Origin of the sequence: Lachnoanaerobaculum sanguinis (assembly GCF_033242365.1) — a bacterium.
GTDB classification, from domain to species: Bacteria; Bacillota; Clostridia; order Lachnospirales; family Lachnospiraceae; genus Lachnoanaerobaculum; species Lachnoanaerobaculum sanguinis.
Genome location: NZ_BTHK01000003.1, coordinates 36,248 through 59,524 on the forward strand (window position 1 = coordinate 36,248; position 23,277 = coordinate 59,524).

25 protein-coding genes are annotated in these 23,277 nt (G+C 36.9%); 2 read left to right on the top strand and 23 right to left on the bottom strand.

Annotation, left to right across the window (positions count from 1 at the left end; genetic code table 11):
* Positions 1-4: 4 nt before the first annotated feature.
* The 22 genes from SBH76_RS02495 to pyrF form a co-directional block, all read right to left on the bottom strand.
* Positions 5-718: a LytR/AlgR family response regulator transcription factor gene (locus tag SBH76_RS02495; protein ID WP_315084819.1), complete on the bottom strand. Its 714-nt coding sequence runs from the start codon at positions 716-718 to the stop codon at positions 5-7.
* 17 nt (positions 719-735) lie between these two features.
* Positions 736-1,911, bottom strand: coding sequence for a ribose-phosphate pyrophosphokinase (locus SBH76_RS02500; RefSeq protein WP_009663059.1), 1,176 nt, complete (start codon positions 1,909-1,911; stop codon positions 736-738).
* Between the two features lie 10 nt (positions 1,912-1,921).
* Positions 1,922-2,944, bottom strand: coding sequence for an ATP-binding protein (locus tag SBH76_RS02505; RefSeq protein ID WP_315084821.1), 1,023 nt, complete (start codon positions 2,942-2,944; stop codon positions 1,922-1,924).
* Positions 2,945-2,963: 19 nt separating this feature from the next.
* Positions 2,964-4,211 (bottom strand): DnaD domain protein, encoded by a 1,248-nt coding sequence (locus tag SBH76_RS02510; protein WP_315084823.1) that lies wholly within the window; start codon positions 4,209-4,211, stop codon positions 2,964-2,966.
* Positions 4,212-4,247: 36 nt separating this feature from the next.
* Positions 4,248-5,624 carry a UDP-N-acetylmuramate--L-alanine ligase gene (gene murC / locus SBH76_RS02515; RefSeq protein WP_315084825.1) on the bottom strand — a complete coding sequence of 459 codons (1,377 nt, stop codon included), beginning with the start codon at positions 5,622-5,624 and terminating at the stop codon, positions 4,248-4,250.
* A 21-nt stretch (positions 5,625-5,645) separates the two neighbouring features.
* A complete protein-coding gene (locus SBH76_RS02520) occupies positions 5,646-6,218 on the bottom strand; it encodes a flavin reductase family protein (protein ID WP_317976673.1) in 573 nt (190 codons plus the stop codon).
* Complete coding sequence (locus SBH76_RS02525; RefSeq protein WP_315084827.1) at positions 6,208-7,002, bottom strand: shikimate kinase; 795 nt, start codon at positions 7,000-7,002, stop codon at positions 6,208-6,210. The genes SBH76_RS02520 and SBH76_RS02525 overlap by 11 nt, the downstream gene beginning before the upstream one ends.
* Before the next feature lie 7 nt (positions 7,003-7,009).
* Complete coding sequence (locus SBH76_RS02530) at positions 7,010-8,671, bottom strand: putative manganese-dependent inorganic diphosphatase (RefSeq protein ID WP_315084829.1); 1,662 nt, start codon at positions 8,669-8,671, stop codon at positions 7,010-7,012.
* A gap of 9 nt (positions 8,672-8,680) precedes the next feature.
* Positions 8,681-9,598: a nucleotidyltransferase family protein gene (locus tag SBH76_RS02535; protein WP_315084831.1), complete on the bottom strand. Its 918-nt coding sequence runs from the start codon at positions 9,596-9,598 to the stop codon at positions 8,681-8,683.
* A 25-nt stretch (positions 9,599-9,623) separates the two neighbouring features.
* A complete protein-coding gene (gene guaB / locus SBH76_RS02540; RefSeq protein WP_317976674.1) occupies positions 9,624-11,081 on the bottom strand; it encodes an IMP dehydrogenase in 1,458 nt (485 codons plus the stop codon).
* Positions 11,082-11,183: 102 nt separating this feature from the next.
* Complete coding sequence (purD, locus tag SBH76_RS02545; protein ID WP_317976675.1) at positions 11,184-12,458, bottom strand: phosphoribosylamine--glycine ligase; 1,275 nt, start codon at positions 12,456-12,458, stop codon at positions 11,184-11,186.
* A complete protein-coding gene (gene purN / locus SBH76_RS02550) occupies positions 12,455-13,051 on the bottom strand; it encodes a phosphoribosylglycinamide formyltransferase (RefSeq protein WP_317976676.1) in 597 nt (198 codons plus the stop codon). Before purN ends, purD begins: the two co-directional genes overlap by 4 nt.
* Positions 13,052-13,061: 10 nt before the next feature.
* Positions 13,062-14,087, bottom strand: coding sequence for a phosphoribosylformylglycinamidine cyclo-ligase (purM, locus tag SBH76_RS02555; RefSeq protein WP_317976677.1), 1,026 nt, complete (start codon positions 14,085-14,087; stop codon positions 13,062-13,064).
* A gap of 63 nt (positions 14,088-14,150) precedes the next feature.
* Positions 14,151-14,660 carry a 5-(carboxyamino)imidazole ribonucleotide mutase gene (gene purE / locus SBH76_RS02560; protein ID WP_317976678.1) on the bottom strand — a complete coding sequence of 170 codons (510 nt, stop codon included), beginning with the start codon at positions 14,658-14,660 and terminating at the stop codon, positions 14,151-14,153.
* Positions 14,661-14,753: 93 nt separating this feature from the next.
* Positions 14,754-16,811, bottom strand: coding sequence for an aminopeptidase (locus tag SBH76_RS02565; protein WP_317976679.1), 2,058 nt, complete (start codon positions 16,809-16,811; stop codon positions 14,754-14,756).
* On the bottom strand, positions 16,775-17,200 hold the full coding sequence (locus tag SBH76_RS02570; protein ID WP_317976680.1) for a hypothetical protein: 426 nt from the start codon (positions 17,198-17,200) through the stop codon (positions 16,775-16,777). Before SBH76_RS02570 ends, SBH76_RS02565 begins: the two co-directional genes overlap by 37 nt.
* On the bottom strand, positions 17,197-17,649 hold the full coding sequence (locus SBH76_RS02575; protein WP_034213243.1) for a VanZ family protein: 453 nt from the start codon (positions 17,647-17,649) through the stop codon (positions 17,197-17,199). Before SBH76_RS02575 ends, SBH76_RS02570 begins: the two co-directional genes overlap by 4 nt.
* Position 17,650: 1 nt before the next feature.
* A complete protein-coding gene (locus SBH76_RS02580) occupies positions 17,651-17,800 on the bottom strand; it encodes a hypothetical protein (RefSeq protein WP_007593505.1) in 150 nt (49 codons plus the stop codon).
* Between the two features lie 17 nt (positions 17,801-17,817).
* Positions 17,818-18,489 (bottom strand): orotate phosphoribosyltransferase, encoded by a 672-nt coding sequence (pyrE, locus tag SBH76_RS02585; RefSeq protein WP_317976681.1) that lies wholly within the window; start codon positions 18,487-18,489, stop codon positions 17,818-17,820.
* A 19-nt stretch (positions 18,490-18,508) separates the two neighbouring features.
* Positions 18,509-19,414: a dihydroorotate dehydrogenase gene (locus SBH76_RS02590; RefSeq protein ID WP_317976682.1), complete on the bottom strand. Its 906-nt coding sequence runs from the start codon at positions 19,412-19,414 to the stop codon at positions 18,509-18,511.
* A complete protein-coding gene (locus SBH76_RS02595; RefSeq protein WP_317976683.1) occupies positions 19,411-20,175 on the bottom strand; it encodes a dihydroorotate dehydrogenase electron transfer subunit in 765 nt (254 codons plus the stop codon). Before SBH76_RS02595 ends, SBH76_RS02590 begins: the two co-directional genes overlap by 4 nt.
* Positions 20,176-20,186: 11 nt before the next feature.
* A complete protein-coding gene (pyrF, locus tag SBH76_RS02600; protein WP_317976684.1) occupies positions 20,187-21,095 on the bottom strand; it encodes an orotidine-5'-phosphate decarboxylase in 909 nt (302 codons plus the stop codon).
* Between the two features lie 95 nt (positions 21,096-21,190).
* Here pyrF and SBH76_RS02605 point away from each other — a divergent pair, with 95 nt between their 5' ends.
* Together SBH76_RS02605 and SBH76_RS02610 are read left to right on the top strand one after the other, a co-directional pair.
* Positions 21,191-21,934: a GNAT family N-acetyltransferase gene (locus tag SBH76_RS02605; RefSeq protein WP_317976685.1), complete on the top strand. Its 744-nt coding sequence runs from the start codon at positions 21,191-21,193 to the stop codon at positions 21,932-21,934.
* A gap of 109 nt (positions 21,935-22,043) precedes the next feature.
* On the top strand, positions 22,044-22,832 hold the full coding sequence (locus SBH76_RS02610; protein WP_317976686.1) for a ZIP family metal transporter: 789 nt from the start codon (positions 22,044-22,046) through the stop codon (positions 22,830-22,832).
* 80 nt (positions 22,833-22,912) lie between these two features.
* Here the strand turns inward: SBH76_RS02610 and SBH76_RS13965 are convergent, their stop codons facing one another.
* Positions 22,913-23,050, bottom strand: coding sequence for a hypothetical protein (locus SBH76_RS13965; RefSeq protein WP_490338593.1), 138 nt, complete (start codon positions 23,048-23,050; stop codon positions 22,913-22,915).
* Between the last annotated feature and the right edge of the window lie 227 nt (positions 23,051-23,277).

Sequence of the window (23,277 nt, forward strand, 5' to 3'; positions counted from 1 at the left end):
TTAATCACCCTATTGCATTTTCTTTCATCGCTTCCTTAAGTCCACTGTAGTACTTTCTTCCCACCGGAATTTCCGTGTTGTCTATCAACGTGATTTCCTCATAAGTGAAATTCTTTATATGTTGCAATGAAACTAAAAATGATCTATGCACTCTTAAAAAACCTTTTGTAAACAGCAGGTTTTCAAGTTTTCCTATTGTTGAAATAAACTCAAAACTTTTACTGCCGTAGTACACGGTTATTATTTTTCCTCTAACTTCAAAATATTTTATATCATTTATCGCGATATTCCTATATTCACCGATGCCGGTAAAGAGCATATACTCTTTTGATTTTTCTGACGCCGTTTTAAAAACATCCTTTATTATCTTTACCGTCTTTGCACCGTCAGTCTCACCTTTCACAATATAGTTGAAGGCTCTGACGTCAAAAGCTCCCAACATATGATTCTTTGAAACTGTGGTGAATACTATCTCTCCGATATATCCGTTTGAACGAAGTTTTGATGCCGCCTCCATACCGTCAATTCCCGGCATATTTATATCCAGAAACATTACATCAATAAGCTCAAGTTTATCTTCCACTTCAAATAACATCTGCTTGGCGCTCTCAAACACCTCAAATTCCGTATCAAGGTCCTCCGACTTTGATATGTGTGTAGTGATTTCTAACAAATTCTTTCGTTCTATTGGATTATCATCACATATAACTACTCTCATAACCCAAACCTTATATCCTATTTGTTATTCTTTACCTTCTCAAGTAAATTGTTGATTCTGTTTGTAGGTGTCAAAAGACCGCTTATAGTAGAATCATGGTTCAAATTGTCGATAATAAGAGCCACATACTTACTCATCTCAACGTTGTAGTAATAAGGTTTGCTTAAAAGATTAGGTGACTGGTACACTAAGTTTGTTGTAAATATACCGTCGATAATACCGTTCTCATAATATTTATCAAATTTTGCAAAGCCGTTGGTGAACAGTCCGAAAGTGGCACATACAAAGACTCTTTTTGCCTTTCTCTTTTTAAGTTCCTTAGCAACTTCCTGAACGCTCTCACCTGAAGATATCATATCGTCAATAATTACAAGATCTTTACCTTCAACATCCGAACCCAAAAATTCATGTGCTATAATCGGATTTCTTCCGTCAACCACCTTTGTATAATCTCTTCTTTTGTAGAACATACCTACATCAAGCTTAAGCATATTTGCAAAATATATCGCTCTTCTCATTCCGCCTTCATCAGGAGAAATAATCATCATATGATCCGAATCAACCTGTAAATCCGGGAAATGTCTTAGAAGTCCCTTTGTATACTGATAAATCGGCTGCACAGTCTCAAATCCCTTTAAAGGAATGGCATTTTGTACTCTCGGATCATGCGCATCAAATGTAATGATGTTGTCGACACCCATATTTGTGAGTTCCTGTAATGCCAGTGCACAGTCCAAAGACTCTCTTCCGGTCTTTTTATGCTGACGGCTCTCATATAAGAAAGGCATTATAACAGTTATTCTTCTTGCCTTTCCCGCTATTGCCGCAATAATTCTTTTAAGATCCTGGAAATGATCATCCGGTGACATATGATTTATTTTTCCTGACAGTGAATAGGTCATGGAATAATTACATACATCCACAAGCAAATATAAATCATCACCTCTTACAGATTCCTCTATGGTTCCCTTAGCCTCACCCGAGCCGAATCTTGAGATGGTTGATTTTATAATATAATCTTCTTTCTCATACTCTGAGAATAAAAGTGTATCCTTATGCTCACTTTCTCTCTCTTTACGCCACTCTACAAGGTAATTATTTACTTTTTTTGTAAAATCCTCCATTCCTTTAAGAGGTATAAGTCCCAAAGGACCTACAGGAATAGAATCAATTTTTTTATCTTCGTACAGCATTTTCCCTCCATTACAGCTTTGCTCTAATATCATTTCCAAATAATCTGATATACATGAAACTTTTTCTTATTCTTGAAGTAACTCTCTCACTGTATATGTCTCTCATTTCATCCAGACTGAGATTAGTAGATATTATAGTAGATTTTTCGGTGTTAACCCTACGGTTTATTATATGGAAAAATTCGGTAGTTGTAAAGTGATTGGAAAGTTCCGTTCCGAGATCGTCAATTATAAGCATATCACTTTCATACACTTCTTCAATGAGGAGCAAATATTTTTGATCCTCACTTTTTTCCATCTTTACCTTTACCAGTGCTTCAAAAAGTTCTTTTGCACTGAGATATATTACAGAATAATATCTGTCAAGTAATACCTTGGCTATACAATTGCTTAAGTAGGTCTTGCCTACACCGGTATTACCGCTGAATATAATATTTCTTCTGTCATTTTCGTCGGAAGCCGTATCAACCGCATTTTTGCTTCCGTTTATTTTAAAATATTTGTCCGCAAATTTCTCACAAAACCTTTTTACACCCTCCATGTAGGCGGCATTTGTCATATTCTGCCCCGGAAGTATTGTTTTATTATCATAATAATCAAATGAGAAATTTTCAAAATTTTCTTTACTTAATATATTTTCAAGATTTGATTGAGCATACAGAAGTTTCCTTATCCTTAACTGAAGGCAATGACATTTTTTTTCCTCAACATATCCTGTGTCCTTACAGTCTTTACAATCATATGTTATTTCCATATAATCTTTCGGAAAGCCTGCGGAACACAAAAGTTCTTCCTTTTTATTTTTAATTCCGTCAATATCTTTTTTTAAATCATTTATTGACAATTTTCCCGTTTTCAAGCTTTCTTTATATCTGGAAACGGCCACACTTCCTGTGGAATCGTTTAATTCCTTCATTTCAGGTATCTTTTCATATACCTCTTCTATTCTTCTGACCTGTGCGGCTCTGTTATTTGCTCTTATATTTTCATATTCTCTCATTATTGCATTATATGAGGAATTATCTATAGCCATATATCTCCTTTAAGCCAAACTATAAATTGTTCAACTCATTTAAAAACTTGTCCTGCATATCGGAATCAATATTGTCATTCCTCTGTTCAAAATTATTGAACTTAGACCCGGAAGAGGTATTTGAAGTTTTCGGAGCCGCCTTTACCTTCTCATCATGTTTTTCATCCTGTGCCTTTATATCTGAAAGTGTACGCACATTCTCATTATGCCATCTTGTAAGTATACCGTCGGCATATGAAAAACTCTGTGATGATGTGTTAAGTACTGTTCTGCTGATGGCTTCTACCACTATTTCAGTGCTGAAACCGTACTCATCAAACCACTTTTTAACAAATCTTAATTCAACAGGTGCCAAAACTCTGTCATATATTCCGAATGCCTTTAACACGGCTTTATTTTCATTGAAATATTTTACATTGTCCTCTTTGGCTTCCTCCACAGTAGTAATACCTTTTTCATGGAATGAAAGTGCCACTCTTTCAATATAGTTTATACTCTTTTTACCTTTTTGCACTGAAACTTCCGCTATGTATTCAAGTAAGTCCTTTGACATACCCACAACATCATAAAGATATGCGAGCTTTTCAGTATCTGTAGGGGTAAATATCTTTTCAGTATATGTCTGCACGCAGAATACAAGTTCCTGAAAATCTTCATCGCCTTTCAGCTTGGTCAAATCCACCAGACTTCTGTCAGGAAGCTTTGGCGGCTCCGGTTTTTCTTCAGGTATCTCAGCCTTTACTTCGCTCTCGGAATTATTCTCTACATCAGTATTTTTGGTCAAATCAGGCGCTTCACAATCGCTTTCTTTTAATTTTTTTGCTTCATCAGAGCTTTCCGATTTGACATTATTCTCTTTTAATGTTTCCGCTCCCATACCGGCTTCAAGCATTTCTCTTCTTTTATATACTTCTTTTGCCGCCGTCAGAATACGTCTTGCTTCCTCAAGTTCTTCTTTTGAAGGCATTCCCTTTGTAATAAGAACTTCTTCAAAGTCGTCGCCGTTTCCAAGCTTACCTATATTCTCAGCCTTTTCTATCAGCACTCCGCTCTTGCACCAGTATGCTATAGCTCTTTCAACATCCTTTATAGTAAGTTCAAGGGCATCGGCTATGATTTCGGGATTTATCAGTCTGTCGGCATTTCTCAACATAAAAAGGTATACCTTTATATAATCACCGTTTGCCTTTAGCATGTATTTATCTATAAATTCTGACGGCAAACTTACAATGCTTGTTATATCTGCCTTTAAAAATTCGTACTTCATAGCTCTCCCTTTGTCTTAAATCTATATCTTTATAAATTATTTCCCAAGTAAAAACTCGCCCACTCTTAATATATCTCCGGCACCCATGGTAATCAGTAAATCACCCTTTCTCAAATCCTCCAACAGATAATTTTCTATCTCATCAAAAGTCTCAAAACTTGTAGAATTTCCACCCAGTTCATTTATTCTTTTTGATAGAAGATTTGAACTCATACCGAGATTGTCAGTCTCTCTTGCAGGATAAATTTTTGCAATTATAACTTCATCCACATTTTTTAATGCGTTGGCAAATTCATCAAAAAACGCCTTTGTTCTGGTATATGTATGTGGCTGGAATACCACTACAAGTCTGTCATGAGGATATCTCTTTGCAATATTTAATGTAGCCGATATCTCACTTGGGTGATGTGCATAGTCATCAACTATTGTGATGCCGTCAAGTTTTCCTTTGACCTCAAATCTTCTGTCCACACCCTTAAATTCCGAAAGTCCTTTTCTTATATCTTCGATACTTACTCCAAGTTCAAAGGCAACACAAATAGCCGCTAAGGCATTGTATATATTGTGATTTCCTCCTACACAAAGCTTTACATCCTCATATGTCTCTTCTTTATGTACAAGGTCAAATGTAGGATAACCCAAAGCGTCATATCTTATATTTGTAGCATAGCAGTCACTGTTTTCTGTTCCGTATCTTACTATATTACCTTCATACCCTTGTGTAATCTCTCTGTTATTTGTAATCTTATCGTTTATTATTATACAACCCTTAGGGCTTGTATTTTTTACAAAATTCTTAAAAGAGTCTCTGATCTCATTCAAATCCTTAAAAAAGTCCAGATGATCCTCTTCGATATTCAATATAACGCCTACTGTAGGATATAACTCAAGGAAACTGTTGGTATATTCGCAGGCTTCTGTAACGAATGTGTCTCCCTTGCCTATATAAATATTTCCTTTTATCTTCTTTACGATACCTCCTACAGATATTGTAGGGTCAAGCTTTGTATCCAGTAATATATATGACAACATGGAAGTTGTTGTAGTCTTTCCATGTGTACCGCTTATTGCTATACTCTCTTTAAATTTTGACATTACATAGCCGAGAAGCTCAGCTCTGGTCATCATTTTTATATTCTTTTCTTTAGCCGCAATAAACTCAGGATTGTCCTTATGTATGGCGGCAGTATATACAAACAAATCTATATCATCACTGATATTCTCTTTTTTTTGACCTACAAATATCTTTACACCTCTGTCTTCAAGATCCTTTGTTCTGTTATTCGCCTTTGTATCCGAGCCGCTCACTTCAAAGTTCTTTTCAAAGAGTACTCTTGCAAGTCCGCTCATACTTATACCGCCTATACCGCAAAAATATATGTGCTTTATATCGTTAAATTTAATATTATTCAAAAGATGCCTCCCAAGTTTACCTTATTTTCTTATTTTTTTCTTTCTTACACTATAACCAAAGGTACCAAGTACCTTTGAAAGTCCAATATACTCTCCATGATTATATACTACCATGTCAGCTTTTGTCAGGTCAAATTTGTTTTTTTCATCCATATATTTTGCATCTACGTTTACCGCAACCACCTTTGCTATAAACATATGATGTGAACCAAGCTCAATAATATCTTCAACTTTACATTCAATGCAAACCGGACTTTCTTTAATAGATGAAGCAGCTACCACCTTTGATGGCAACTGCTCTATCTTTAATACTTTCAATTTATCAATATCTCTGCCTGATTTTACTCCGCATTCATCCGCTATTTTTGCCAGTTTTTCATTTGTAAGATTTATAACAAATTCTCCGGACTTTTTTATTATATCATATGAATATCTGCTTGGTCTAAGAGAAATATAAACCATGGGAGGATTGGTACATATTGTACCTGTCCACGCCACAGTAACTATATCGCTTCTTCCTTCAGAGTCTGCACAACTTACCATTACCACCGGTACGGGGTATAGCATATTTCCGGGTTTAAAATCAATTCTCATTTTTCTTAAAGTGTTTCTTTATATTTTTTCTTTGAATATTGTTTGTTTTAGCTTTATTGTTATTCGCTATATCGGATTTTTCTCTACTGAATCTGTCTTTAAAGTTCTTATCTTTAAAGTTCTTGTCTTTAGAGTTCTTGTCTTTAGTATTCTTGTCTTTGATAATTTTATCTTTGATACTCTTAGCCGTACCGCTCTTATGTGACGGATTTTTTTCCTGCTTATCTTTTGGTGCGAAAGGAACTCTCTTACTCTTGAAATTTCTTCTCTTTTTCGGCTTTTCACCCAATCTCTCACAGATTTCATCAATAGTCTTTGCCAATGATTTTTTCATCTCATTGACTGTAATATCGGCATACTTTTCATAAAGCGGAACTCTTTCAAGATAAAGATCCTTTAAACTTTGTCCTTCTTTTAAGGTGATTCCTCTTTCTCTTAAGTCCCCAAGTCTTGACTTTATTGCGGTATATGAAAGTTCCAGATATATTATTACACTGATTTCTTTTAGATGCTGCATGGCTTTTTCACCATATACCACACTGCCTCCCGGCGATATGATACTATTGTCTAAATCCAATCCGGCATTTACCTCGTCCTCAATTTCTCTGAAACCTTCATCACCATGCTCTTCTATAAGTTCCTTTAAGAGCTTTCCATATTTTTCCTGAATAACGATATCGGTGTCTACAAACTTTTTACCAAGTCTTTTGGCCAAAACCACGCCAACTGAGGACTTACCTGATGCAGGCATACCGATTAATGTAATGTTAGTTTTTTTTCCCATATCTCTCCTACATCTGTATTCCTATTACAAGGCTTGGTACAAGCTGTTTTTTTCTTGAAACCACCGAAGCAAGCTCTATTACACCTGAATCATTTATCTCATAAACACCTTCTTCAATTCTGAATGACTTCATTACAAGAGCCATCGCGCCTGAACCGACACATATAAGTCTTGTTGACTGTTCCAATATATTGGTAAGCATAAAGAACATCATATCCTCGGCACTGTTTTCATGAAGCTTTACAAGGAATGGCAGGAGTCTGTTTTCAATATCGCTCAGCTCTTCCTCATTCAAGGAACTGATCTGTCCTATTCCTATATTAATTTTCCCAAGTGCAAATGTCTTATAATCCTGATGGAAAATCTGCTCATCGGTCTTACCTGTAAGATTGCTTGCCGAAGCAAACATCTGGTTTGCATACTTTTCTATATCAATACCTGCAATTCTTGCAAGGTCAAGGCCTGCAGCCTTATCCACTTCAGTACATGTAGGTGATCTGAAAAGTAAAGTATCCGATATAATAGCGGAACAAAGAAGACCTGCAATCTGCTTTGGAATCTCAACCCCTTTTTCATGGTACATTTGATAAATAATTGTAGATGTACATCCGAGGGGCTGATTTCTGAAATAAACAGGCCCTATAGTTTCCACGGTACCCAGTCTGTGATGGTCTATTATTTCAAGTACATTTGCATGTTCTATACCGTCCACCGCCTGACTCTTTTCATTATGATCCACCATAATTACTCTCTTACCCTTGGCACCGAGAAGGTTTCTTCTTGAAAACATTCCGAGATATTTCCCGTTTTTATCAAGTATAGGGAAGTCTCTATGTCTTACAGTCGCCATTACTTCCTTTATTTCGTCCAGATAATCCTCATTTTCAAATGTTATAAGATTCTCGGTTTTCATAAAGTAATTTATAGGCATTGACTGATTTATAAGTCTTGCTACGGTAAATGTATCATAGGCCGTAGTAATTATAGTGGTTCCATGATCCTTTGCAAGCTTCTTTATAGTCATGGATGCACCTGCACCCTCACAAACTATAATACAGGCCGCACCCATCTCAATGGCGCAAAGCTGCATCTCATATCTGTTTCCAAGTATTACAAGATCATCCTTTTCTATATAGTATTCCATCATATCCGGATTTGCTGCTGCAACAACTACTTTACCTGAATTAAAATAGGCCTTGTCATCACCCACTACCAAAGTTCCTTCAATTGTTTCTATAATATTTGAATATCTTGTATTTGCTTTTGCAAGAATTCTGCTGTCATATATATTCATATATGAATTTGCAATATCACTGACCGATATTATTCCTTCAAGATCACCCTCACTGTTTACAGCAGGTAAAGTCACTACATCAAGTTCCTGCATAAGTCCCCAGGCTTTTTTAAATGATATATTCTTATCAACACCCTTTGTATGCTTTATCTCAACATCTTTTACTTGAGTTTTTACACTTTCAGTAAGCTTAGGCGGTTTAACCTTGAAGTAATTAAGTACAAATTTGGTTTCCTCATTGATTTCGCCGGCACGCCTTGGTGAAAACTCCCCCTCTTCAGTTTTTGACTTTAGATCGGCATAACCTATAGCCGCACAGATTGAATCCGTATCCGGGTTCTTATGACCCATTATCAATGTTCTAAGCTTTGTCATAAATTCCTCTTAATTAAAAATTTTGTCAGGATACACTCCCTTATCTACTAAGGCTCTTATTGAATTAACAACAATCTCCTTATCTTCCTTATATGTTACTCCAAACCACTTGTCATGGCTCTTTAATACTTCCACACTTATTTTGCCGGCTTTGATAGCCTCATCTATTACCGATGGCAATAAGTACTCATTTTTCAACTCATTTGTCATGCTGCCGAGAAACTTCGGAAAACCTTCTTCCAAAATATCAAGAAATTCAGGTGTAAGTCCCCACATATTCATGGAAACGATATCATCAAGATTTACATCTCTTTTATTACCGTTTTCATCAACAGCATTTAAAACCCCGTCTTTTAGCTCAATCTCAAAAGTCTCGGTCACATCGGCGAGCTTATTGTTTGCATCGGCCTTACATACTCCTCTTGTAACTCCGCCATTGTCTGAAAGAGTATTCTTAAGTACAAAGCCTGCCATACAAAGATCAAGTTTTTTACTGTTTTTGTCCATCTTATTTGCCATATAGTCATATATTACTTTAAAGCCTTCTTTTCCGTAATAATCATCCGCATTTATTACTACAAACGGCTCATTTACAATGCCTTTTACAGAAAGCAAAGCCTGTCCGGTTCCCCACGGCTTGCTTCTTTCTTTCGGACATTCAAATCCTTCCGGCAAATCGTTAAGATCCTGAAAAGCATAATCCACATCTATATATTTCTTTACTCTGTCCCCGATGATTTCTTTAAAATCCTTCTCCAAATCGTGACGGATTATAAATACAACTCTATTAAATCCGGCTTCCTTTGCATCATATATGGAATAATCCATAATAATCTCACCGTTTGGTCCCACAGGTGCCAATTGCTTTATGCCTCCGCCAAATCTTGAGCCGATGCCGGCCGCCATAACTACTAATGTTGCATTCATCTTGTTTCCCCCTTATGTTTATTTTTTAGTTATCTTCCGATGAATAGTTCGGTGCTTCTTTTGTTATATGTATATCATGAGGATGACTCTCTTTTAAGGATGCGGCACTTATTTTTATAAATTCCGAAGTTTCCTGAAGAGTCTTTATATCCTTCGCCCCACAATATCCCATACCCGATCTGAGTCCTCCAAGCAGCTGGAATACGGTGTCTTCCACCAGTCCCTTATATGCCACTCTTCCTTCTACTCCCTCAGGTACAAGTTTTTTTGCATCTGTCTGGAAATATCTGTCCTTGCTGCCTTTTTCCATAGCCGCAAGAGAACCCATACCACGGTATACTTTATATTTTCTACCTTGATACAATTCAAAGTCTCCCGGTGATTCATCACATCCTGCAAAAAGTGAACCCATCATACATACATTTCCGCCTGCTGCCAATGCCTTTGTAATATCACCTGAAAATTTGATTCCTCCATCTGCAATTATAGGTATATTATACTCCTTTGCCACAGCATAGCAATTCATTATTGCACTGATTTGCGGTACACCTATACCTGCAACAACTCTCGTGGTACATATAGAACCCGGTCCTATGCCGACCTTTACACAGTCCGCTCCCGCTTCAATAAGCGTTTTTGTTGCCGCACCCGTTGCCACATTTCCGGCTATAACAGGTAGATCCGGATATTTTTCCTTAATTGCCTTTATACAGTCAATTACGTTTTTGGAATGTCCATGTGCTGAATCAAGTACCACAACATCCACCTTTGCATTTACAAGGGCTTCACATCTTTCAAGTACATTTCCTGTAATTCCGAGTGCCGCTCCGCAAAGCAGTCTCCCTTGAGAATCCTTTGCTGAATTAGGATACTTTATCTGCTTTTCTATATCTTTTATTGTAATAAGCCCTTTAAGATTGCCGTCCTTATCCACTATAGGAAGCTTCTCCACACGGGCATGTGCCAATATCTTCTTGGCCTCATCCAAAGTAGTACCTTCAAGTGCCGTAACCAGATTCTCTCTTGTCATGCACTCGGATATTTTCTTTGTATAATCTTCTTCAAATTTCAAATCTCGATTTGTAATAATACCTACAAGCTTTTTCCCTTCCGTTATCGGAACTCCTGAGATTCTATACTTTGCCATCAGCTCATTGGCATCTGAAAGTGTATGCTCAGGCGAAAGATAAAAAGGATCCGTAATAACTCCGTTTTCCGATCTCTTTACCTTGTCAACTTCCTGTGCCTGCTCTTCAATACTCATATTTTTATGAATAATTCCGATTCCGCCCTGTCTGGCCATAGCTATAGCCATTCTATGTTCTGTAACAGTATCCATTCCTGCACTCATCAAAGGAATATTTAATTTAATATTCTTTGTTAAATATGTAGAAATATCAATTTGATTTCCTATAACTTCTGAATATGCCGGTTGCAATAGTACATCATCAAATGTGATGCCTTCACCTATGATCCTTGCCATGGTTTTTCTCCTTTTTTGCCGGATACACATTGAACGTCTCTGCGATTCAATGCAGTTTCTATTACTTTTTTCTCATTAGTCTAACAAATACAAACTACTGTGTCAATCGTTGTCAAGTATACTTATACCGATATCATTTCTCATATACTTGTTTTCAAAATCCACAAGTTTTGTTGCTTCATAAGCCTTTTTTCTTGCATCTTTCAGCGTGGCTGCCTTGGCGGTAATTCCAAGGACTCTGCCTCCGTTTGTAACTATATCAGCTCCGTCCCTTTTTGTACCTGCATGGAAGCAGTATAAATCGTCTCTGTCCTTAAAATTTTCAAATCCGCTTATCTTTTTTCCCTTTTCATATTCAAGCGGATAGCCTTCACTTGCCAGTACAACGCAAACTGCGGCATTGTTCTCAAATTTAAGCTCGATTTTATCCAAAGTTCCGTCAATACAGGCTTCAAAAACATCTATGATATCATTTTCCATTCTCGGAAGTACTACCTGAGTTTCCGGGTCTCCGAATCTTGCATTGTACTCAAGTACCTTCACCCCTTTATCTGTAAGCATCAGTCCATAGAAAATTATACCTTTAAACTCTCTGCCCTCGGCTCTCATAGCATCCACAGTTTTTTGATAAATATGTTCCCTACAATACTTATCTATTTCTTCAGTATAAAAAGGACTTGGACTGAAAGTTCCCATACCTCCGGTATTAAGTCCCTCATCACCGTCCTTGGCTCTTTTATGATCCTGTGCCGAAGTCATAAGTGCATAGTGCTTTCCGTCAACAAAAGACAGTACGCTGACTTCTCTTCCCTCTAAGAATTCTTCTATAACGATGGTATTTCCGGCATCTCCAAAGGATTTTTTGGTCATCAGCTCCTCTATTCCCGATATTGCCTCACTCTTATCCTTACAAATCAACACACCCTTTCCAAGTGCCAAACCATCAGCCTTAAGTACTATAGGGTATTTGACATTTTCAAGATACTTCATGGCCTCTTTCGGGTCACTGAAGTTTTCATATCCGGCTGTAGGTATATCATACTTTTTCATAAGGTCTTTTGAGAAAGCCTTTGAACCTTCAAGTATGGCGGCATTTTTTCTCGGTCCGAATACTCTAAGTCCTTCGGCTTCAAAGCAATCCACTATACCTTTTACAAGCGGATCATCCATTCCGATAATCGTTAAATCTATTTTTTCTTTCTTTGCAAAGTCTGTCAGAGCTTTAAAATCCATAACCGATATTGCCACATTTGTTGCAATATCTTCCGTACCTGCATTACCCGGAGTCACATAAATTTCAGGTCTTTTTTTGCTCTCGGATAATTTCTTAACTATGGCATGCTCTCTGCCGCCTCCACCTACTACTAAAATCTTCATAAGCTCTCTCCATTTGCAATTTTTTCAATAGCCTCAGGTAAAATAATCCATTCAGCCTCTTCCATCACCCTCTTCTGTAATGACTTTGCATCATCTTTCGGGTGAACATCCACGGCCTTTTGAATTATTATCCTGCCGGTATCTATTCCGGCATCAACAAAATGTACTGTGGCTCCCGTTACCTTAACCCCTCTTTTTAATGCAGCCTCATGAACTTTCAGTCCATAGTAGCCTTTACCACAAAAACTGGGAATCAAGGAAGGATGAATATTTATTATCTTATTTTGAAAAGCTTTTACTATATCCTCCGATATATTTACCAAAAAGCCTGCCAGTACTATCAAATCCGGATTAAGCATTTTCAGTTCATCAAGTAATGCCTTATTAAACTCATCTCTGTTTGAAAAGTTTTTAGGTGAGATACATTTTGCATCTATTCCTGCATTTTTTGCTCTCTCCAAGGCATATGCATCACCGTTATTTGATATAACGGCTTTTATTCTTACATTTTTTATCCGTTTTTCTTCTATTGCTTTTATAATTGCGGCAAGATTGGTTCCGCCTCCCGAAACCAGACATACAATATCAAACATAGTTGCTCCTTTATATAAGCTCTATTCCCTTTGTTCCTTTTTCTATATATCCGATTTCATATGCCGACTCTCCTGAAGACTTCAGTGCTTCAAGCGTTTTTGATACATCAGACTTATCAACGGCTATCACCATTCCGAGTCCCATATTGAAGGTATTGTACATCATCTCTTCTTTGATATCACCTGTCTTTGCAATAAGTTTGAATATAGCCGGTATTTCATAGGAGTCTTTTCTTACCACAGCTTTAGTATCTTCAATAAGCATTCTCGGAATGTTTTCATAGAATCCTCCACCTGTAATATGTGAGCAGGCTTTTATCTTTATGTTTTTATCTCTTACAGCTTTAAGTGCCTTCACATATATTTTTGTAGGTGCCAAAAGTGCTTCTCCCAAAGTTTTCCCAAGTTCATCATAATAGGTATCCAAGGCTTCCTTTGTCATATCAAAAACTTTTCTTACCAAAGAAAATCCGTTTGAATGTACACCGCTTGAAGCAATACCTATCAAAGCATCTCCTGCCTTTAAATCTTTTCCGTCAATAAGATCGCATTTGTCGGCAACACCCACACAAAAGCCTGCCAAATCGTATTCATCTACAGGATAAAATCCCGGCATTTCTGCAGTTTCACCACCTATAAGTGCTGCTCCCGACTGTATACATCCGTCCGCCACACCTTTTACAATAGTTGCTATTTTTTCGGGATCGTTTTTTCCACAGGCTATATAATCAAGGAAAAACAGCGGTTCACCGCCTGCACAGGCCACATCATTCACACACATAGCTACACAGTCAATACCTATACTGTCATGTTTATCCGTTAAAAAAGCCAGTTTAAGCTTTGTTCCCACTCCGTCAGTTCCGGATAAAAGAACAGGCTCTTTCATATTCTTTATCTTACTTAAAGAAAACGCTCCTGAAAAACCTCCAAGTCCTCCAAGGACTTCCGGTCTCATAGTAGCCTTTACATGCTGCTTCATCAACTCAACCGCCTTATAACCTGCTTCAATATCCACGCCGGCACTCTTGTAATCCATATTACCTCCAATATACAAAACAAAAACAACTATACAAAGAAGAAAGAACTGAAATTATAGGAATCAGCCTTTCAAAAAAGTATCAACTCCCACATCTTTTAATCTTTTATCCTTGGCTTCCACCTCTTTAGCCATGCTGTCACTGAATTTTTCAAGTTTATCAAAAAGCTCTTCATTTCTTAAGGCAAGTATCTTCGTCGCAAGTATTCCCGCATTTTTTGCTCCGTTTATCGCTACGGTTGCTACAGGGATTCCTCCCGGCATTTGAACTATAGAGTATAGTGAATCCACACCGCCAAGATCCGAAGTCTTTATCGGTACTCCTATTACAGGAAGCGGTGTGAGTGCCGCACACATTCCCGGAAGATGAGCCGCCTTTCCAGCACCTGCTATTACCGTCTTGATTCCCCTTTTCTTTAAATCTCTTGCCCATGCAAAGAAAATGTCGGGCTCTCTGTGTGCTGAAATGATATTATATTCATATTCCACACCCATCTCTTTTAGGAAATCTCCGGCGGCTCTCATAACATTCAAATCCGAATCGCTTCCCATAACTATAGCAACCTCAACCATACTTACCTCCATTGTGAAAAATAATATTATTGTATAACCAACCATAGGCTTTGTTTTACAAAATAATTTGTAAAACAAAGCCTATGGATTTCTTTATTCGTTCAATATTTCACTGCCCTCAAGCACAAATCTGCCGTCTTTGATGATATAAGTATTTGTACCGTCAGGTTCATTTGTATAAATATCCCCAAGCTCAACCAAAGGGATAGTAATGTCCGTATGACAATTAAAATATGCGCTCTTGATATCTGTCTTTCTCTTTATAGAGCATTCATTATCTCTGGCAATAATAGCCTTGCCGTCAGGATTGTAAGAAACATTTTCTTCATCATGTGAATAGCATGTATCTCCGAACGCAAAATGAGGTCCCATTTTTTCAGCAATCAAAATAGGCATTTTTTCAAAAATGTCATACTTCTTTGCAACATTATAAGCCACCACATTTGTACCTATGGCAAACTCTCCCATAGGTAAAGACTTATGTCCCTTTAAGATGGAATCTTCAACCATTCTTCTGTTGTCATCTCTTGTCTCAAAGTTCTCACAGATATAATCCTCTATCATACCGTTTTTTACAGTTATGCAAAGATTCTTTAAATGATATCCTGCCAAAAAAACATCCTTAACAAAAAGTGTACCGTTTGTTCCTTCAAGTACAGGAGATGTAAAAACCTCACCTACCGGGATATTTACATCCGCTCCACAGTTTTCAAAATTTGTCTCCTTGGAAGGATCCTTTAACTCATGCAGCTTTATGGTAAGATCCGTCTTATTATTCTTACCTCCTATTATTCTTACGGTATCTGCCTTATCAAGGGCATCTATAATCTTTTGCTGCGCTTCTTTATATTTGCCGGCATCCAAAGTATTTATTCTTATAGTATCATCAAATATATTTGAATAAACCTCCGGCTCCTTTGCAATACTTGGAAGAGGCCATGCAATAATACAGAATGCGGTACCTGAAGTATCTATATACTCATCCTGTAAAAGCATCATATCATTTCTGTAATTGTTCATCAGATTATTCTGCTTTTCAACAAATGAATTCGCAGAAGTTTTCTTTACAGGCAAAAATTCAGTGTCACCGAATGCATCCATCAATGCAGGTCCACCGTAGAGTGCCATATTTTCCTTTATCTCTTCAAATGTCTGCTTGCTTATCTCATATTTTCTGTCAAGATATGCCTTCTTTGTAAAGATATTCATATCATACTTGTGGTCGTACTCAAACTGTCTGTTTACACCGCCACTGGAGATACCTCTATTTCTGATATGTGACATATCAGCAAGTCTGTATGGCTTTCTGTCAAGCACCACCTCAAAGCCCATATCTTCAAAGAGTATAACGGCTTCTTTTACGATTCTCTCAAATCCGATGCGATATATCAAAGATACAATACTTCTCTTTGATATATCCTTTTGCATTGCAATAAAACCGTCCCTATATCCGTCCACAAAAGTTTTTGCACACAGTCTGACAGTCTCCATATCAAGTGAATTAAGGTATTTTGCGGTTTTTATCTCGTTTTCACCGATGTATTCTCCGAATTTAAAAAGATATCTCAGATCTGACAGATCATCATTCATAATTATATTATAAAAAAATCTGTTGGAAGTAGTGAAGCTTTCTATTATTTTTTTTCTTGCTGTAATATCAAGATAGTCTGAAGCATACCAATAAATAGCCTCGGAGACTTCCTTGGCATCTCCTCCCTCAAGGCATATACCGTATACCTGTAAAAACAGTTCCAAAATATTGACAAATCCTTCAAGGTCTCCCTCAAATACTGTTATAAGTGCAGCCCTCACCTCAAAAGAAAGGCTTAAAAGCGGTGACACAAACTCCTTGTCACAAAGCTTCTCCAATACATCCGGATTGTATACGGATTTATCATAGTTTTCCTCTTTTAAATCATAAAAAAGTTCATTTTGAGATATATTAAGTTCTTCAAAGCTTTGCTTTTCAAACTCTCCCGTATCTCTTTTTATTCTTAAATCATTTACTTGTTCCAAAAAGCTTGAGAGTTTCAAGAAAAATTCACCAAATCTGATATCTTTCTCAGATTTTATCTGAGAAATTCTCTCCATTGCCAAATTTATTCTCTCTACTATCAGCCTGCTATCCCAAGAATAAATATCATAAACCATAGTAAAAATAAAACTCCTCCAATTATTGTAGTAATCACCGAAAGTGATTTCCTGGCCGTTCCCTGTTTAAAAGATTTCAGCGAATAATAAAATCCCGCCGCCGCAAACAGAAATGAACAAAGTGCAAAAGCCGATACCTGGGTACTTGGTGCACCCTGATTTTCTATCACTTTTCTTACTGCAAAAACAAGCAGTACCACGGCAATTATATCCATAAACAATGCAAATTTTGCATCCTTTGCAAAAGGTCGTCTCATATAGTCGACCATATCTTTTCTACTTGTAGCAAACTTGACCTTGTCCTCTGCCGATAAAAATATGTCGGAGTCCAAAATATTTTCTTCTCTTCTAAAAGGAATTCCTATTCTCTTTTTTTTAAAAAAACTCATTCCCGTCTCCATATGATAAGTTTAAACAGAATAAAAATAATATATCCCAGAAAGACTCCCAATGTATTAAGTATAATATCGTCCACATCAAAGCTTCCTACATTGGTCAAAAGCTGTATAACTTCCACCATAAGTGAAAACAGACAACCCTGAATCAAAGTCCTGAAAAATGCATTTTTTCTTCTGCCGATTATCGGTCTGAAAAATCCGAAGGGCATGAAAGCGAGTACATTGCCCCCCAGATTCATCACCGTTATCATACCAAGTTTATCAAAATTATCAATATATCTTCTTATCTCAAAGAAAGGTGTGGTATTGTAACCATGTGCTTCAAAAGATATTCCTCTTCCAAATGCCTCAGCAAAAAAGAGAAAATAGCATAATACCAAAAGATATATTATAAAAAAAATCATCCCTATGAATCTAAACTTAGTTCCAAGTTTATTCATATTAAAACTCTATATGTTTCTTTCCTGCCAGCAGTCTTGCTCCGTTTACAATGGACATAACACCTGTAGCAACACCTACAACTATCATTATCACACCGATAGCAATCCCTGCTCCACCACAGAATTTCATAAGTTTATATGTCTTTTCCATCTTTCCTCCGCCGGATTTTATTTTACTCCGTAAATCTTGTAGTAGTCATCTATGGCGGCCTTTAATTTATCATCTATGATAATTCTTCCGCCCACTTCTTTATTATAAAGATACTCTACAACTTCATTCATTGTAACGATGGCTGTAGTCTTTATACCGTATTTTTCACTTATCTCCACAAGTGCGGACTTCTCACTCTGTCCTCTTTCACATCTGTCCACACTTACTACAAGACCGAGTACATCTACATTTCCCTGTGCCTTTATAATAGGTAAAGTCTCCTCGATAGATGTTCCCGCTGTGGTCACATCCTCGATTATAACGATTTTATCCCCGTCTTTAATAGGTGAACCGAGTAAAATGCCTGTATCTCCATGATCTTTTACTTCTTTTCTGTTTGAACAGTATTTTACATCCACACCTTCTTCGCTAAGTGCCATCGATGTTGCAACACTGAGAGGAATACCCTTGTATGCAGGCCCGAAAAGGATGTCGAATTTATCACCGAAAGCACCTCTTATAGCCTTTGCGTAATACTTTCCGAGCTTACTAAGCTGTGCTCCGCTTCTGTAAAATCCCGTGTTAACAAAGAACGGAGTCTTTCTTCCGCTCTTTGTCACAAAATCACCGAACTTTAAAACTTCACATTCTATCATAAAATCAATAAATTCTTTTTTATAGTTTTCCATAAATTCTCCATTCAAAGGTTTATTTTACCAAACCTATAATCTCGTTTACATCTTTAAATCCGTTATTTTCAAGATATTTCTCAATACCTTCAGCTATCTCAATACTTGCATTGGGATTTATAAAATTTGCGGTTCCAACACTTACCATTGTAGCACCTGCAAGCATAAATTCTATGGCATCCTCAAAAGTAGATATACCTCCCATACCTATTATAGGTATCTTAACAGCATTTGCCACCTGATATACCATTCTGAGCGCAATCGGCTTAATGGCAGGTCCTGACATTCCGCCTGTCTTATTTGCTATTGCAAAACATCTCTTATTTATATCTATCTTCATACCGGTAATTGTATTTATAAGTGAAAGCGCATCGCTTCCTGCAGCCTCGGCGGCCCTTGCGATTTCTGTTATATCTGTAACATTCGGTGAAAGCTTCATGATAATAGGCTTCTTTGAATGAGCCTTCATCTGCTTTGTAATCTCACTGACGCTCTCAACATTTGTACCGAAAGCAATACCACCATGTGATACATTCGGACATGATATATTGATTTCAAACATATCCACATCCTCATCTGAGAGTCTTTCAACGGTTTCAATATAATCCTCAACACTTCTTCCGCAGACATTTACTATTATCTTTGTATCCTTTTCTTTAAGGAATTTCAAATCTCTTTCAATAAATGTATAAACTCCCGGGTTTTGAAGTCCGATAGCATTTAACATACCGCCATAGACTTCCGCAATTCTGGGTGTAGGATTTCCCTCCCATGGGATATTTGCAACACCCTTTGTAGTCACCGCACCGAGTCTGTTGATATCCACAAGGTCTGCAAACTCTTCACCATGTCCGAAGGTTCCGCTTGCAACCGTCACAGGATTTTTAAACTCCACTCCTGCAATCTTTACTTTTGTATTTATCATAGTTCCACCTCCGAAGCATTAAATACCGGCCCTTCGGTACAAACTCTTTTATTTTTCACCTTGGAGTGGCTGTCAATATCACTTGACTTACATGTGCAGGCAAGACATGCACCTATTCCGCATGCCATCTTCTCTTCCAATGAAAGGAAACATTCTATATTATTTTCAGCCGCATATCTTTTTACAGCTCTAAGCATCGGAGTAGGTCCGCAGGCAAGAATCCTTTTTGCACTCAGGTTATTTTCTCTTATTGCATCAAGTACATTACCCTTTGTGCCTATACTTCCGTCTTCACTGGCAATATATACTTTTCCATAGCTTTCAAGTTCATTTGCAAGGAAAGTATCACTGTCTCTAAATCCCAGTACAATTATCTTCTCACCCTCTGTCTGCTTTGCGGTTTCAAGCATAGGGGGTATTCCTATACCTCCTCCTATAAGGATAGTAGACTTTGAATCTGTAGGGAAACCGTTTCCAAGAGGCCCCAAAACTTTGATATCATCTCCGGTTTTTAAGTTTGAAAATTCCTTTGTTCCGGCATTTTCACCTGTAACTCTGTACACAAGCCTTATAGAGTCTTTACCTACCTCACAAATACTTATAGGCCTTGGTAAAAGCTTTGAAGGATCCTTTGTATATACATTTACAAATTGTCCCGGCTTTGTGGTCTTTGCTATATCTGTCTTTATCCAAATCGAATAAATATCTTTACTCAGTTCGTCCTGGGAAAGTACCTTCCCATTATCCATTATCTTTGTCATTTCACTTCTCTTTATAAAACTCTGTTTATATCTGTTATCATATCCTTTACAGCCGCTCTTGCCGCATCACCAAACTCAAGTGAAGCATATTTTTCCTGCTTATATGCGGCTATGATTCCTCTTGAAGAGTTTACTACCGCACCAAGCCCGTCTTTATTAAAGCATGGCTTTAAATCCTCGGCTGTTCCTCCCTGTGCACCGTATCCCGGAACAAGGAAGAAAGTATTCGGCATCTTTTCTCTAAGTATTGCACTCATCTTAGGATATGTAGCACCCACTACGGCGCCTACATTTGAATAATTTCCATCCATGCTCATAGCACCCCATTCACAGGTCTTTTTTGCTACAAGTTCATAAAGAGGTGTTCCGTCTATAAGCTGATCCTGGAATTCACCGCTTGAAGGATTTGAAGTCTTTACAAGTACAAATATACCCTTATCCTCACTGTTACATACATCTATAAAAGGCTTCACACCGTCTGTACCGAGATATGGATTTACCGTTACAAAATCCGTATCAAATCCTACTATTTTTTCGCCCAATACATCACTTACTCCGATATGTGCCTTTGCATAAGCAAGTGAAGTTGAACCTATATCTCCTCTTTTTGCATCACCGATAACAAGTAAACCCTTTTCCTTGGCATACTCGACACTTTTTTGGTAAGCAATCATTCCCTCTATACCGAACTCCTCATACATAGCTATCTGAGGTTTTACTGAAGGAATAAGATCATAGGTCTTGTCAATTATCTCTTTGTTGAACTCAAAGAAAGCTTCTCCTATAGCCTTTGTAGTTTTTCCATATTTCTTTATCTTCTCATCTAGTATATAATCCGGTATATGCGAAATAAGCGGATCTAAACCTACACATATAGGGGCATTTGTTTGCTTGATTTTTTCAATAAGTTTTGCAATCATATTTTCTCCTAAGAGCCCTTTGGGCATAATTATGTTTTTAAAAGTATAACACATATACCCGTATTATTTCAATAAATGCACGCTTGGAGATTGCCATGAATATAATAAAAACGAGAGATTTATCAGAAAATATGATAAATCAAATAAATTCCATAGTTGAGGCCCAGGATAAGGAGCATCATCTTCCGCTTTATTTTGATTTCAGTGATGAAAGATGTGTATATTATCTCTGTTATGAAAGTGAAATTCTTATGTCTGTTTTTGCTTTATTTGAAATAGATACTGATATTTATGAGATAATAGCTTTTACAGATGTAAATAACAGAAAAAAAGGTTATTTTAAAGCTGTTTTAGACTACCTTTATACTGATTTGAAAGCCGGTACAGAGCTTTCTTTTATATGCGAAAGAAACTATTCACCTTCACTTGAATGTGCAAAAAAGCTTTCATTTGACTATGAATGTACTGAAACTATGATGGAACTCGACTTATCCACATATTCCTGCAATGAGATATCCGATATCGACATTTATGAGGAAGATGATGACATTTTTTATATTTATTATAAGGATGAAGAAATAGGATCATTCAGTTTTTATACTTTTAACTTTGATGTTGGTGATATTTATTTCCACAGTTTTAATATATATGAGGAGTTTCAGAATAAAGGACTTGGAAAACTTTCTATGAGAGCTATCCTTTTATTTTTAAAGAATATAGGAAAAACAAAGATTCATTTGCAGCTGCTTTTGGAAAATACTCCTGCTTATAAAATATATACAGACTTGGGATTTAACATATCAAGTGAGATAAGTTATTATAAAACATTTATACAGTAATACATTCTTTAAGTTTATATATTGCCATTTGTATTTATAAATGTTATCATATGTATATATCGATAGCGTACAATTAAATTTATATAAATCTAATATAGGAGGTGTATTTATGTTATATGAAGCAATACAAGGAATTCTTATTCCTTTTATAGGTACATCATTAGGTGCGGCCGGTGTACTTTTTATGAAAAACGGACTGAGCAGAAGTGTCCAAAGAGCACTGACAGGCTTTGCCGCAGGTGTTATGGTAGCTGCATCCGTCTGGAGTCTTATAATTCCCGCTATTGAACAAATGGAAGAATCCGGTGCAGGCAGGCTCAGCTTTCTTCCGGCATTTATAGGCTTTTGGCTCGGAACTTTATTCTTGCTGAGTCTCGACCATATAATTCCTCATTTACATATGTATGCAAATGAAGCTGAAGGTAGAAAAAGCAAGCTTGCAAGAACAACTATGATGGTACTTGCAGTAACTCTTCACAACATACCTGAGGGAATGGCAGTCGGTATAGTATATGCAGGATTTTTAAACGGAACAATAGGTATATCTGCAGGAGCCGCTCTTGCACTCTCTCTGGGTATTGCAATTCAAAACTTCCCTGAGGGTGCCATTATATCCATGCCACTACATGCTGAAGGAGAGAGCAAAATGAAAGCACTGTTCTACGGTATTCTCTCAGGTGCGGTAGAACCTATTGCAGCTTTTATAATGCTTGGAGCATCAAAGATTTTTATCCCTGTGATGCCATATCTTCTAAGCTTTGCGGCAGGAGCTATGATGTATGTTGTAGTAGAGGAACTTATCCCTGAAATGAGTGAAGGGGAACATTCAAATATAGGAGTTATATTATTTGCCTTCGGATTTACAGTGATGATGGCACTTGATGTGGCTCTGAGCTAAAAACAATAAAACACCGGACATGCCGGTGTTTTATTGTATAAGCACAAACTCAATAAACACTAACTCAACTTCAACTACATTTAACTTCTTACAATAATAGTATCCACTATTAGGGCTATAGCAAAAGCTACGTTGATTAAAATAGTCATAGCCGAGTATTTATCATGAATATATCCACTGTTAGTTATAAGTATATTGGCTGTAAATATAACTGCCAAAATACCTCTGTATAAAGTATGCCTTTTGTCATCTTTATTCTTAATACTCTGCGTATCATTCACAAAAAAAAATGAAAAAAAACAATAAAAACTAAAAAAATGAAAAAATGCTACATTATCAAATACAAATCCTAAAAATCCTAAAAAACCTAACAATCCCAAGAATCCTAAAAATTTTTTAAATCTGTATATTTTTTTATTCTCCAAATTTTCCATCAAAACACTCC